The sequence below is a fragment of the Magnetospirillum fulvum genome (assembly GCF_900108475.1).
Taxonomy (GTDB): Bacteria; Pseudomonadota; Alphaproteobacteria; order Rhodospirillales; family Magnetospirillaceae; genus Phaeospirillum; species Phaeospirillum fulvum_A.
Genome location: NZ_FNWO01000010.1, coordinates 1 through 13,125 on the forward strand (window position 1 = coordinate 1; position 13,125 = coordinate 13,125).

Annotated in this window: 13 protein-coding genes, 1 tRNA gene and 2 rRNA genes; 13 read left to right on the forward strand and 3 right to left on the reverse strand. The window is 63.7% G+C overall.

Annotated elements, in window-relative coordinates; translation table 11 throughout:
- The 4 genes from BLW40_RS11805 to BLW40_RS11820 form a co-directional block, all read left to right on the forward strand.
- Nucleotides 1–294, forward strand: a 23S ribosomal RNA gene (locus BLW40_RS11805); the annotation flags it as partial.
- 90 nt (nt 295–384) lie between these two features.
- Nucleotides 385–499, forward strand: a 5S ribosomal RNA gene (gene rrf / locus BLW40_RS11810).
- A gap of 62 nt (nt 500–561) precedes the next feature.
- Nucleotides 562–638, forward strand: a tRNA-Met gene (locus BLW40_RS11815).
- Nucleotides 639–1,124: 486 nt separating this feature from the next.
- Entirely contained in the window at nt 1,125–3,047 is a 1,923-nt protein-coding gene (locus BLW40_RS11820) for a diguanylate cyclase domain-containing protein (RefSeq protein ID WP_074768817.1), read from the forward strand.
- 188 nt (nt 3,048–3,235) lie between these two features.
- Here the strand turns inward: BLW40_RS11820 and BLW40_RS11825 are convergent, their stop codons facing one another.
- Nucleotides 3,236–4,351 carry a glycerol dehydrogenase gene (locus tag BLW40_RS11825; RefSeq protein WP_074768819.1) on the reverse strand — a complete coding sequence of 372 codons (1,116 nt, stop codon included), beginning with the start codon at nt 4,349–4,351 and terminating at the stop codon, nt 3,236–3,238.
- A 239-nt stretch (nt 4,352–4,590) separates the two neighbouring features.
- Here BLW40_RS11825 and BLW40_RS11830 point away from each other — a divergent pair, with 239 nt between their 5' ends.
- Nucleotides 4,591–4,929 (forward strand): hypothetical protein, encoded by a 339-nt coding sequence (locus BLW40_RS11830; RefSeq protein ID WP_074768821.1) that lies wholly within the window; start codon nt 4,591–4,593, stop codon nt 4,927–4,929.
- Nucleotides 4,930–4,983: 54 nt separating this feature from the next.
- Here the strand turns inward: BLW40_RS11830 and BLW40_RS11835 are convergent, their stop codons facing one another.
- Together BLW40_RS11835 and BLW40_RS11840 are read right to left on the reverse strand one after the other, a co-directional pair.
- Nucleotides 4,984–5,523, reverse strand: a complete 540-nt coding sequence (locus BLW40_RS11835; RefSeq protein ID WP_074768823.1) for a YcjF family protein — start codon at nt 5,521–5,523, stop codon at nt 4,984–4,986.
- A 106-nt stretch (nt 5,524–5,629) separates the two neighbouring features.
- On the reverse strand, nt 5,630–6,199 hold the full coding sequence (locus BLW40_RS11840) for a hypothetical protein (RefSeq protein ID WP_074768825.1): 570 nt from the start codon (nt 6,197–6,199) through the stop codon (nt 5,630–5,632).
- A gap of 323 nt (nt 6,200–6,522) precedes the next feature.
- Here BLW40_RS11840 and BLW40_RS11845 point away from each other — a divergent pair, with 323 nt between their 5' ends.
- From BLW40_RS11845 to BLW40_RS11880, 8 genes are read left to right on the forward strand one after another with little or no spacing between them, the layout of a single operon-like run.
- Entirely contained in the window at nt 6,523–7,257 is a 735-nt protein-coding gene (locus BLW40_RS11845; RefSeq protein WP_074768827.1) for a heme ABC transporter permease, read from the forward strand.
- A 7-nt stretch (nt 7,258–7,264) separates the two neighbouring features.
- Nucleotides 7,265–7,462 (forward strand): heme exporter protein CcmD, encoded by a 198-nt coding sequence (ccmD, locus tag BLW40_RS11850; protein WP_074768829.1) that lies wholly within the window; start codon nt 7,265–7,267, stop codon nt 7,460–7,462.
- Nucleotides 7,459–7,899: a cytochrome c maturation protein CcmE gene (gene ccmE / locus BLW40_RS11855; RefSeq protein WP_074768831.1), complete on the forward strand. Its 441-nt coding sequence runs from the start codon at nt 7,459–7,461 to the stop codon at nt 7,897–7,899. Before ccmD ends, ccmE begins: the two co-directional genes overlap by 4 nt.
- A 58-nt stretch (nt 7,900–7,957) precedes the next feature.
- On the forward strand, nt 7,958–9,943 hold the full coding sequence (locus BLW40_RS11860) for a heme lyase CcmF/NrfE family subunit (protein ID WP_074768833.1): 1,986 nt from the start codon (nt 7,958–7,960) through the stop codon (nt 9,941–9,943).
- A gap of 15 nt (nt 9,944–9,958) precedes the next feature.
- Nucleotides 9,959–10,498, forward strand: a complete 540-nt coding sequence (locus BLW40_RS11865; protein WP_074768835.1) for a DsbE family thiol:disulfide interchange protein — start codon at nt 9,959–9,961, stop codon at nt 10,496–10,498.
- On the forward strand, nt 10,495–10,974 hold the full coding sequence (locus tag BLW40_RS11870; RefSeq protein WP_074768837.1) for a cytochrome c-type biogenesis protein: 480 nt from the start codon (nt 10,495–10,497) through the stop codon (nt 10,972–10,974). Before BLW40_RS11865 ends, BLW40_RS11870 begins: the two co-directional genes overlap by 4 nt.
- Entirely contained in the window at nt 10,971–11,798 is an 828-nt protein-coding gene (gene ccmI / locus BLW40_RS11875) for a c-type cytochrome biogenesis protein CcmI (RefSeq protein WP_074768839.1), read from the forward strand. Before BLW40_RS11870 ends, ccmI begins: the two co-directional genes overlap by 4 nt.
- 54 nt (nt 11,799–11,852) lie before the next feature.
- Complete coding sequence (locus BLW40_RS11880) at nt 11,853–13,091, forward strand: NupC/NupG family nucleoside CNT transporter (protein ID WP_074768841.1); 1,239 nt, start codon at nt 11,853–11,855, stop codon at nt 13,089–13,091.
- Nucleotides 13,092–13,125: the final 34 nt, after the last annotated feature.

The following is a 13,125-nucleotide window of genomic DNA, read 5'->3' on the forward strand; positions in this document are numbered from 1 at the left end:
GTGAGACAGTTCGGTCCCTATCTACCATGGGTGTTGGAAACTTGAGAGGACCTGTCCCTAGTACGAGAGGACCGGGATGGACGCACCTCTAGTGTACCGGTTGTCGCGCCAGCGGCATTGCCGGGTAGCCACGTGCGGACGAGATAACCGCTGAATGCATCTAAGCGGGAAGCTCCCCTCAAAACCAGGTTTCCCTATCAGAGCCGTGGAAGACCACCACGTTGATAGGTGGCGTGTGGAAGCGTGGTAACACGTGAAGCTAAGCCATACTAATCGCTCGATCGGCTTGATCGCCCATGCGCGGCGGCAAGCCCGACTTCTAGAACGCTAAAATTGCACGCGGTTTACTTACCAGATCAGATAAATTTGAGTTTCCTTCGACGACCTGGTGGTCATAGCGAGGGCCCCCCACCCGATCCCATCCCGAACTCGGACGTGAAACCCCTCTGCGCCCATGGTACTGTGTCTTAAGGCACGGGAGAGTCGGTCGCTGCCAGGTCTTCCAAGGAAACTCAAAAAAACCTATCCACAAAGACAACCCAACCCGCTCAAAACCATCACCGCGGGGTGGAGCAGCCCGGTAGCTCGTCAGGCTCATAACCTGAAGGTCGCAGGTTCAAATCCTGCCCCCGCAACCAAACGCAACAAAGCCCACCACACATCGTGGTGGGCTTTGTTGCGTTTAGACTGCCGATGCCCGGTTTCTGCTCTTCCGACCGTCAGGGCATGAGCCGTAGGCGAATAAATTGGCGCATAGCCTGACTTTGACCGGACCTGGGATACCCCTGGTCCGGGCATATAGGAAGGCTCGCGACAATCCCCCGGAGGGAAAAGGTCCCAGGTTCAAATCCTGCCACCGCAACCAAAATCAAAATATTGATCAAGGCGTTAGTCGAAAGGCTAACGCCTTTTTCGCGTCTCCAGCCCGGCGCTGGTAACGCCCGAATGCGTATGGGCGGCGGGAACCCAGTTCCGTTGCCCCTGCTTGACCCCGTCTCCTCGACCGGCTTTCAAGTGAATCGTGGCGGGCGTCCTAAAGGGCATATTGAACCGAGGGTGTACCTAAGGTAGGGTTCGAATGATATTCGAATTATCCTTATTCCAATTATATATGGCCCACGACCATGAGCGTCGCCACCCAGGCTGAAATCTACGTCATCGTCATCACGAACATTTTACTGCTCGGGATGATGCTTGCCTTGTCGTCAGGACGACGCGACGGTGTCCTGCTTTGGGCCATGGCTTTTTTCTGGCATGCAGCCACCTTTTTCATTTTGTTGCTGTGGCCGTCCAACCTGCCCGAACTTGGCATGCTGGCCGCCACCCTGACCTATTCGGTGGGCTTGGCCTGCCTGGCACAAGGTCTGGGACGTTTCCTCGCCCAAGTGGTGAGCGGCTGGGTGCTCTGGCTGCCCTGCGCTCTGATCCTCGTCACCGCTCCCTTCATCGATGAATGGCCCTTACTGCGGGTGGTGTGGCGTGGCACGATCCTCTCCGCCCAGACGAGCTTTCTGTTGTATTTCCTTGTTCGCCATCGGCACAGCGCCTCAGGCGTGGGGAAATATTATCTCGCCGTTGGATTTGGCATCCTGATCTTCTTCCAGATCGTCCGGACCGTCTACGCGGCGATTTCCGGGCTGTCCGGCTGGCCGCTGCTGTCCCTCGACATGGTCCAATTTTTCGCACAGATCGAACCGAGGAAACTCCTGTCGCTCAGCCTGGTGATCACGCTGCCGTCCCTAATCGGCATCAGTTCTCTCTTCATCATCAAGGATCGCCTGCGGCAGGATGTCGAAGACATCCGGATTTTCATGCAAAAGGTCCTGGACGCCATCCCGCATCAGCTTTGCGTGATCGACACAGCGGGCGAAATCACCCGGATCAACCGGGCTTGGAGCATTTTCGCGGCAGAGAATGGCGGACGTCCCGATTCGATCGGACTGGGGGCCAACTACCTGCGAGTCACCTTGGGTGCCAATGATCCGGTCGGCAAGGGGATCCAGGAGGTTCTCGACCATCGACGGGACCATTTCAGTGCGGAATATCCCTGTCATACCTCCAGACGGCAACGCTGGTTCCTGCTTCAGGCCGCCCCGTTGGACGACAGGCGCGGCCGGGCGGTGATCAGTCACACGGAGATCTCGGCGCAAAAAGAACTGGAGAGATTGCAGCAGCAATCACTGATCATGTTCCGCGATGTCGCAAATTTGGTCCCGGGTATTTTGTACAAGGTCCGGGAACGCGGGGTGGGTGAGGGAAAGCCCGTCTTCGAGTTCATGAGTCCCCGGATCGGCGAACTGGGTCTGGATGCCCAGGCCATCTGCGAGAACGCCGACCTGCTTCTGTCGCGGGTCCACCCTGACGACCTTCGGGAGATGGTCGGTTCGGTGGAAAGGTGTTCGGCGGCACAGATCGCGTGGCATATGCAGCTTCGCCTGCGACATCGCGACGGGGCCTATCGCTGGTATCAGGGCCGAGCCACCCCCGAGCGGGAAAATAACGGAAGTGAGACGGTCTGGTACGGCTATTTCCAAGACATTGATGAAATTAAATCGAGCGAGGAGAGTATTCGCGTCCTGGCGCATCACGATGCGCTGACCGGTCTTCCCAACCGGATTCTCTTCAACGATCGCCTCATTCAAGCGATGGCCCAGGCCCGCCGAAACCAGCACAAGCTGGCGGTTCTGTTTATCGACCTCGACCGTTTCAAGCCGGTCAACGACCGATATGGTCATGACATGGGCGATTCGTTGTTGCGCAAGGTGGCGGAGCGTTTGCGCGGCTGCCTCCGCGACATCGACACTCCCGCGCGCATCGGCGGCGACGAGTTCGTCGTCCTGCTCAATCAGGTCAAGGACGAGGCGGATGCAAGAACCGTCGCTGACAAGGCTGCTGCCGCGATGGCCGAACCGTTCCTCGTCAACGAGACGATTCTCACCATTTCCTCGAGCATCGGGATTTCGGTCTTTCCCGATCATGGCGAAAGCGTGACTGAACTCCTGACCCATGCGGATCGGGAAATGTATCGCCGCAAGGGTAGGAATTAACAAACAGCGCCGAACGCTAATCCGCTCCATTTATCGTGGGGGCATGGCCCTCGCTATGGATTGGCTGTCTCGCTCTCCTCGGAACGCGGGCCACATTTGCCTGGGTAATCCCCCCTGAAAATAAGGGGTTGGGACGTAGAACTTTCTCGGTCTTGTGTCCGCTGGACCCTATCGTCTGGCGTCATCCCTTAGCGACTGACCCGCTGCGACCGGTCATTGAGGGCGAGGGCGTTGGCCGTCCAGATCGCGTCTTCGACCGTTGCGGCGGTGACGTCGAACCATGTCGCATGGATCGTTTCGCCGGGAGCAGTGGCGGCCTCGGCGACGGCGCGGATGTCGTCGCGGGTCGGGGCGTGGATGCCGAGATCGTCGAGGCAGACCGGCAGCCCGACCGACCGACAGAATTCCAGAACCTGTTGAAATTGTTCGGCCGGACGGCCTTCCATCACCAGTTGGACCAGAGTTCCGAAGGCGACTTTCTGACCATGAAGCCGGTCGTGTGAGCTTTTAAGGACGGTCAGACCGTTATGGATCGCGTGGGCTCCGGCCAGACCGCCGCTTTCGAAGCCGAGGCCGCTCAGTAAGGTGTTGGCTTCGACGATTGCTTCGACCGCCGGAGTCACGCAGCGGTTCGCGACCGCCAGTTTTGCCGCCAACCCGTGTTCCAGCAAGGTGTCGTAGCACAGGCGGGCCAGGGCGAGGGCGGAGCGGAGCGGGGCCTTGGCTCCGGTCAATACGTTGGGGCGGCAGCTTCGGGCGCAAGTGTCGGCTTCCCAGAAGGTGGCCAGCGCGTCGCCCATCCCCGACACCAAGGTTTCGACTGGGGCGTTTGCGATGATCCGGGTATCGACCAGAACGCAGTCGGGATTGTGCGGCAGCAATTGATAGCGCTCGAACACACCTGTTTCGGCATAAATCACCGACAGGGCAGAGCAGGGAGCGTCGGTTGCCGCGACGGTGGGCAGGACGATCACCGGCAGCTTGAGCCGGTGGGCGACGACTTTGCCGGTGTCGATGACTTTTCCGCCTCCGGCGGCGATGACGAGATCGATCCCGTTCTGCTGGGCGACGCAAACCAATCTGGCGATCTCGGACTCGCAGCACTCTCCCCCGAAGAGTTCGCGGTGGCAGGAGAGACCGCTGCCCGCCAGGGCGGCCTCGATCGGTCCACCGCAGGCGGCCAGGGCTCGCCGTCCGCTCACCAGCAGCGCCCGGGTGCCGAGGCGCGCCGCGTGGAGTCCGATTTCGGCGACGGCCCCGTCTCCCTGGATATAGCGGCGGGGTGCAAGCAACATCTGGCTCATGGCGTGCGTTCCAGTTTGACGAAGCCCGTTTCCTGGCCGGACAGCCTATGCGCCGGGGGGAAGAGCTTCAAGCCCGACCGGTGGAGGGGGAGGGCGCAAAACCGAGGCGAGGGACCGTCCTCGGCCATAATTTGTCCGCTTTTGTGGCGTTTCCTATAAAGCAGCGGAATTGGTAACGATTGAGTTCTATACTCCTCCGCGTAAGGCTGAGGTTGCCTCTAGCTCTGGGAAGACCGGTCATGAAGGTTAAATTGGTAGTTTGCGCTCTTGCCGCCGCGATGGCGGTGGCTGCGCCGCTGGAGTCGGCCCAGGCTCGCGACCGACATGGCAACGACCTCACCCTGGGGCTGCTGCTGGGAGCCGCCGCAGTCGGCACTACGGCGGCGATCATGTCCGCGCCGTCGTCCGAGGTCTATGCTGCCCCGCCGCCGGTCTATTATGCGCCGCCCCCGGTTTATTACGCCCCGCCGCCGCCGGTCTATTACGCGCCGCCGCCGCCGGTTTACTATGCGCCGCCGCCCCCGCCGGTGGTGTATTACGCCCCGCCGCCGCGTCACTATTACTACCGGGGCTATTGAGGCCAAGACGATCCCGCCCGCGCTGGGCGCGAGGCGGGATCGGTTGTGCCGGGATCAGGCGGCGGCGGAAGGCTTGCCGTCCTTGAGGTCGGCGACGACTTTCTTTCCGATGCCGAATTGCTTCCGGAAGAAGGCTTTCACCTTGCTCGGATCGAGATCGACGAGGCTTCCCCCCGATTCGTAATGGCGGACAAAGACCTGATTGACGGCATAGGTCGCCGCTCCGGCCAGAACCGGCAGCGCCACCGCGCCGGTGGTCTGACCGATGATGGGGATGAATTTCAGCAGGCTGATGACGGTGCCGCCGACGGCGACGGGGAACAATCCCCCCAGCAGCGAGGTCAGGATCGCCTTGCCGCGATCTTGCTGGAAGGGGACGCCATATTCCTGCGACAGCGAGCGGATCAGGTCGAGATTGATCGCGACGACGCCGACGACATCGACGATCGGGATCGGAACCAGACCGACGCCGAGTGCGCCGAGGATGTGATTGCGGGCGATTTTTTCGACCCGCAGCGCGCGGGCGGCACCGTCGCCGGTCGCGTCGTCCGCGACGTCCGACGGGGCAGAGGATTCGCTGGGTTTATCCGACATGACGGCAGCTCCAGACAAGAGGGCGCGCGCGACCGGCGCGGGCAGGGACCAGGGCACACTCTACCGTTAAACCGACATCGCGTCACGGGCTCGCACCGCCCGGACCTCAGCGCGGCCGGGCTTGGTCCCGCGCCTGCAACTGCAATTCGCGCAGGGCGGTCAGTTCGCCCAGCAGCAGGCGGCGGTCGTTGTCCTGGACCGCCGGAGGATCCTTGGCGTTGGGGATGTAGAGCAAGGCGCCGAGCGCGTGGCACGCCGCCAGCCGCAAGGTTTGGTTCCCGTCATCGGCCATCCGCAACAGCGTTGCGATCTCCTCCCGCGGATGGCTTTGGAAGGTGGTTTGCAGGTAGCTCGACATCAGCAGTCCGTCGCGGTGGAAATAGCGGAACAGTTCTTCATCGCGCGAGGCGATGTCGATCAGCAACGTGTCGATGAACCAGCCCAGCGAGAATTGCGAAACATTGTGGCCGGTTTCGGTCTGGCGAATAAAATCCGAGACGCTGGAGACGTCGAAGACGACCTCGAGCGTCTCTTCGTCGGAGTTCGGAGCGGGAAAGGTATTGGCGCAGGCCAGAACGGACAGCGACAGCACCGCGCCCAGAACGATCCTGGCCGCCAGCGCAGTCCGCGCGCGCGGCACCGGCGCGGCCGTGCAAGAGTCCGAGGCGAAGGTCATGAAGCGACTCGGTTCACGATGAAGGGATAGGAGTGTTCCCCTTATACGCCGGATCGACCGTATGGGGCCATCCGGTAATTCCCCTCCCCCATTATTGACGATGGGTTGATTATCAGTTGGCGCCCCATGCAATATTTTAAATTAAAGCAAGAAAAATATTTAATTCCGTCTCTTTCGGCGGGCGTGAAGCCGCCCCGGTCAGGCCGGAAAGGGAAAGGGCAGATGGGATCGTCACGGGCAATCGGCTCCGATGGCCATGCCCTTTGGCCCAGGGCTTCCGTCTCCTCTGGAAATGGCGGGCAAACCTCGCTAGAAGTAGGCACATGCACCGCTACGCCAATCCCGCCCGCTTCCTGCGTCTGGCCAAGGCGATCCTGCCGTATTCGTCGGGACTCGCCGTTCTGCTCCTCGGTTCCGGCCTGTGGTTCGCCCTGGTCGGTTCGCCCGCCGATTACCAGCAAGGCGACAGCATGAGGATCATGTACGTCCATGTGCCGTCGGCCTGGATGGGCATGGTCTGCTATGTCGCGATGGCGATCTTCAGCGCGATGGCGCTGATCTGGAAACATCCGCTGGCCGATCTGCTCGCCCGCGCCACCGCTCCGGTGGGCGCCGCCTTCACCCTGCTCTGTCTCGTCACCGGATCGCTGTGGGGCAAGCCGATGTGGGGGACGTGGTGGGTGTGGGATGCCCGGCTGACCAGCATGTTGATCCTGCTGTTCCTCTATCTGGGCTATATGGCGCTGATCGACGCCTTCGACGATCCCGAGCGGGGGTCGAAGGCCGGGGCGATCCTGGCCCTGGTCGGGGCGGTCAACATTCCTGTCATCAAATTCTCGGTTGATTGGTGGAACACCCTGCACCAGCCCGCCAGCGTGGTGAAGATGGGCGGTCCGGCGATCGACCCCAGCATGCTGTTGCCGCTGCTGCTGATGGCGTTCGGCTTCAAGGCCTATTGGGTCACCGTTCTGCTGCTGCGCGGCCGCGCCGAGATCGCCGCCCAGAAAATCCGCGTCCTGCGCCTTGCCCAGGTCCACGCTTCATCCCAAGGGGAGTGACCGACAGATGGAGTCTCTGCACGCCCTGTTCGCCATGGGAGGCTATGCCGGTTACGTCTGGCCGGCCTACGGAATTTCGGTGGTGGTGCTGACCGCCGTTCTGGCGATCTCGCTACGCCAGGTGCGCCGCCGCGAGGCCGAACTGGAGCAGCTCCAGGGCGCGCGGCGGGGGCGCCGGAACGGCGCGGCGGGAGCCGGGTCATGACCCGCAAGCAGCGACGCCTTTATTTCGTTCTGCTCGGCCTGCTGGCGCTGGGCGCCGCCGCCACCCTGGTTCTCACCGCGATCTCGGATTCGCTGGTCTATTTCTATACGCCGAGCGACCTGGTCGCGAAGCCGCAGCCCGAAGGACGGCGGATGCGGATCGGCGGGCTGGTCCAGGACCATAGCGTCATTCGCGACGGTAAAAGCGTGACCTTTGTCGTCACCGATCTGGTCCAAAGCCTGCCGGTGACCTATGCCGGGATTCTGCCCGACCTGTTCCGCGAGGGCCAGGGCGTGGTGGTCGAGGGCAAGATGGGGCCGGACGGACGCTTCCTGGCCGCCGAGGTTCTCGCCAAGCATGACGAGAAATACATGCCGAAGGACGTCGCCGATGCCCTGAAAAAATCAGGGCAGTGGAAGGAACCGAAGGCGAACTGAGCGGGGGCTTTCCCGACCGCTCCCGATGCGACGTTTCCGACGAAAGGACTAACGCCCGATGATCGCCGAAACCGGCCATTTCGCCCTGGTGCTGGCCCTGGCCGTCGCCATCGTTCAGGCGTCGGTGCCGCTGGCCGGTGCCCGGCGCGGCAAGATGGCCTGGATGGCCGTGGCCGGTCCGGCCACGATGCTGCAATTCCTCTTCATCGCCATCGCCTTCGCCGCGCTGACCCATGGCTATATCACCAGCGATTTCTCGCTGATCAACGTCGCCAGCAACAGCCACACCGAAAAGCCGATGCTCTACAAGGTCGCCGGGGTGTGGGGCAACCACGAGGGCTCGCTGCTGCTGTGGGTAACGATCCTCGCTCTGTTCGGGCTGGCGGTCACCCTGTTCGGCCGCAATCTGCCGCCGGGATTGAAAGCCCGCGCGCTGGCGGTCCAGGCAATGATCTCGATCGGCTTTCTGCTGTTCCTGCTGCTGACCTCGAATCCGTTCCAGCGGGTTGATCCGGCCCCGTTCGACGGTAACGGCCTCAATCCGATGTTGCAGGATCCCGGTCTGGCCTTCCATCCGCCGATGCTCTATCTCGGCTATGTCGGCTTCTCGATGGCCTTTTCCTTCGCCATCGCCGCGTTGCTCGAAGGTCGGGTCGATGCCGCCTGGGCGCGCTGGGTGCGGCCGTGGACGCTGGCCGCCTGGGTGCTGCTGACCGGCGGGATCGTGCTCGGCTCGTGGTGGGCCTATTACACCCTGGGCTGGGGCGGCTGGTGGTATTGGGATCCGGTCGAAAACGCTTCGTTCATGCCCTGGCTGGTCGGCACCGCTCTGCTGCATTCGGCGATCGTCGTCGAAAAGCGCGACGCGCTGAAAAGCTGGACGATTCTGCTGGCGATCATCACCTTCGGCTTCTCGCTGCTGGGAACCTTCCTGGTTCGCTCGGGGGTGCTGACCTCGGTTCATGCCTTCGCCACCGATCCGGCCCGCGGCGTGTTCATTCTGCTGCTGCTGGTGCTGGCGGTCGGCGGCTCGCTGGCGCTGTATGCCGCGCGGGCGCCCTCGATGAAGATGGGCGGGCTGTTCTCGCCGATCTCGCGCGAGGGCTCGCTGCTGTTCAACAATGTGCTGATGTCGACCGGGGCGGCGACGGTGCTGCTCGGCACTCTCTATCCCCTGATCGCCGATGCGTTCGGTCTGGGCAAGGTTTCGGTCGGTCCGCCCTTCTTCAATTCGGTGTTCCTGCCGCTGATGGTGCCGATGGTGCTGGTGATGGCGCTGGCCCCGATGATGTCGTGGAAGCGGGGCGATCTCCCTGGCGTGTTGGGGCGGCTGAAGATCGTCGCGGTGATTTCGGTGCTGGTCGCGGCGGCGACGTGGCAGATGCAGGGCGGGTCCGCCGGTCCGTGGTGGAGCGCCGCCGGTCTTGGCCTCGCCGCCTGGCTGGGCCTGGGGACGCTGGCCGATCTGGCCGACCGCATCCGTCTGTTCCAGGCGCCGGTTCAGGCGCCGTTCCGCGCCTTTGCCCTGCCGCGCTCGACCTGGGGGATGATGGTCGCCCATTTCGGTCTGGCGGTGTTCATCGTCGGCCTGACCGCGTCGTCGGCCTGGACCACGGAAAAGGTCCAGACCCAGAAGATCGGCGAGACGATCGAAATCGCCGGGTATCAGGTCACCCTGAAAGGGGTCGAGCCGGTTCCCGGCCCCAATTACATCGCCCGGCGCGGCACCTTCGAAATCGCCCGCGGCGGACGGGTGCTCTACCAGTTGCAGCCGGAGAAGCGGGCCTATCGCACCCCGCCCCGGCCGATCACCACGGCGGCGATCCGCTCGGGCATCACCGGTGACCTGTACGTCGTGATCGGCGATCCCGACGGCAAGGAGGGGGCCGAGACCGGCTATGTCACCCGGCTTTATTTCAATCCCTGCATTCCCTGGCTGTGGGCCGGCGGCCTGCTGCTGATGGTGGGCGGGCTGATCAGTCTGGCCGACCGCCGTCACCGGATCGGGGCTCCGGCCCGGGCCAGTCGTTCGGCCGTCGCGTAACGAAAGGGGCCGCCGATGCGTCGCGTTCTCTACCTGCTGCCGGTTCTGATCTTCGTCGGTCTGACCGTGCTGTTCCTTAAAGGGCTGACGATGGACCCGCGCGAGATCCCCTCGGTTCTGATCGACCGCCCCGTGCCCGAGATGGCGCTGGCTCCGCTGCCCGGCCGGGGCGCGGAGAGCGGGCTCGCGAGCGCCGATCTGAAGGGGCGGGTGTCGGTGGTCAACATCTATGGCTCGTGGTGCATCGCCTGCGTCCAGGAACACCCGACCCTGATGGCGCTGAAAAGCCGGGGCGAGGTGCCGATCCACGGCATCGACTGGCGCGACGATCCCGAGCAGGGGGCGGCGTGGCTGAAGAAGCACGGCGATCCCTATCAACGGGTCGGCAGCGATCCCGCCCCCGGCCGCGCCGCGGTCGATTTCGGCGTCACGGGCGCTCCGGAAAGCTTCATCGTCGATCGCAACGGCATCATCCGCTACAAGCATGTCGGACCGATCACCCCCGACAACTGGCGCAAGACCTTGCTGCCGATCATCCGGGAGCTGGAGAAATGAGGCACCTTGTCCTGGGCGTTCTTCTGTTGGGCCTCTGCGCGGCCTCGCCCGCTTGGGCGGTCAATCCCGACGAGATGCTGAAAGACCCGGCCAAGGAAGCCCGCGCCCGCGACCTGGGCCGCGAGTTGCGCTGCGTGGTCTGCCAGAACCAGTCGATTGACGATTCCGACGCCGATCTGGCCCGCGACCTGCGCCTGATCGTCCGTGAGCGAATCGACCTGGGTGACAGCGATAACGACGTCCGTCGCTTTCTGGTCGAGCGCTATGGCGATTACGTGCTGCTGAAGCCGCCGTTCAAATCCTCGACCCTGGTGTTGTGGCTGGGGCCGCCGGTGCTGTTGCTGGGCGCGGCGGCGACGGTCGCACTGTTCTATCGCCGCCGCCGTCGCACCACCGTTCCGCCCGCGGTCGAAGTGCCGCTCAGCCCTGAGGAACAGCGCCGTCTCGACCGGCTGCTGAAGGAGAGCGGCCAATGATCTGGATTTTGTTCGGTGGGTTGACCGCGCTGGCGATGCTGGGGCTGCTGATGCCGCTGCTGCGTCCAGCCCCCGCCGGGTCGGCGCGCTCGGCCTATGACATGGCGGTCTATCGCGATCAGCTCGACGAGATCAGCCGCGATATCGAGCGCGGATTGCTGTCGCCCGATCAGGCCGAGGCCGCCCGCACCGAGATCAAGCGGCGGATGTTGACCGCCGCCGAGGGCGGGGCCGCCGCGATTGCCGCCGAGACCGAGCGGACCGGCGGCTGGCCGTCCTGGTTGATCGCGCTGGGCCTGCCGCTGCTGGCCTTCGGCGGCTATGCCCTGCTGGGCTCGCCCAATCTGCCCGATCAGCCCTATTCCGAGCGCGCGGCCGAGATCGCCGAAATCCGCAGCCAGGTTGCGATGATCGAAACGACGGTGAAGCGGCTGGAAGAGAAGGTGAAGGCCAATCCGTCCGACGGCAAGAATTGGGCGATGCTGGCCCGGTCGCAGCGGGCGATCGGCCGGACCGAGGCGGCCAAGGACTCCTATCGCAAGGCGATTCCGTTGCTGCCCGAGGCGATCGAGCCCCGGATCGAGCTGGCCGGATTGCTGATCGAGGAAGGCCAGGGACCGGTGCCCGAGGCGGTCGATCTGCTGCGTCAGGTGCTGGCCCACGAGCCCGATCAGCCCGACGCGCTGTATTTCGTTGCCCAGGCCGAACTGGCCGCCGGTCGGCGCGATCAGGCCAAGGCGATGTTGTCGCGTCTGGCCGGTCTGCTGCCGGCCGGGTCGTCGGACCGGGTCGAGGTCGAAAAGCAACTCGACCGCTTGAAATAGTGGGGGCGGGTCCGGCGAGGGCCGGGGGCCGACCGAATCATTGGGGGACGTTTTATGCTGCAAAGCCTCGCGGGCCTTGCCGGTCTGATCCTTATTGCCATTCTTCTGTCGGAAAAGCGCAGGCAGGCTCCGATTCGTCTGATCTTGGCCGGTCTGGCCATCCAGATCGGACTGGCATTATTGCTGTTGAAAGTCCCGGCGGCGAAGGGGCTGTTCCTGGCCCTGAACGAGGCGGTCGATGCGTTGCAGGCGGCGACGCTGACCGGGACCGCGTTCGTGTTCGGCTATGTCGGCGGCGGTCCGGCTCCGTGGAGCATCGCCAATCCCAGCGCCGGGTTCGTGCTGGCCTTCCAGGCGCTGCCGATGGTGCTGGTGATGAGCGCGCTGTCGGCGCTGCTCTATCACTGGCGGATTCTGCCGCTGGTGGTGCGGACGATCTCGCGGTTGCTGGAACGCGCGCTTGGCGTCGGTGGCGCGGTCGGGGTCTCGGCCTCGGCCACCGCGTTCCTGGGGATGATCGAAGCGCCGCTGCTGATCCGTCCCTATATCGCGGCGCTGTCACGGGGCGAGTTGTTCCTGGTGATGACGACCGGGATGTCGACGATCGCCGGAACCGTGATGGTGCTGTACGCGACCTTTCTGAAAGGGGTGATCCCCGATCCGATCGGTCATCTGCTGACCGCCTCGTTGATTTCGATTCCCGCCGCGATCATGGTCGGCAAGATCATGATCCCCGACGAGGCCCGGACCGGGGCCGCCAGCCTCAGCGATGCCCACGGCTATGGCGGCGCGATGGATGCGGTGGTGCACGGCACCCTGGACGGGGTGCGGCTGCTGGTCGGGATCTGCGCGATGCTGGTGGTGCTGGTCGCCCTGGTCAGCCTCGCCAACGGGGTTTTGGCCCATCTGCCGCCGGTGTGGGGCGAGCCGCTGTCGTTGCAGCGGATGTTGGGTTGGGCGATGGCGCCGGTGGCGTGGATGATGGGGGTTCCCTCGGCCGAGATCGTCACCGCCGGAAGCCTGATGGGGACCAAGACGGTGCTGAACGAGTTGCTGGCCTATCTCCAACTGGCCCAACTGCCCGAAGGAGCCCTGTCGGAACGCTCGCGCTTGATTATGACCTATGGCCTGTGCGGCTTTGCCAATCTGGGCTCGCTCGGCATCCTGATCGCCGGGCTGTCGGTGATGGCGCCGACGCGGCGGGCCGAGATTGTTGGGTTGGGAGCGCGTTCGATCGTCTCGGGAACCCTCGCGAGTTGTATAACGGGGGCGGTGGTCGGATTGCTGCTCTGACTCCCTTCATATGGCGGACGTTTACAAGACCGGC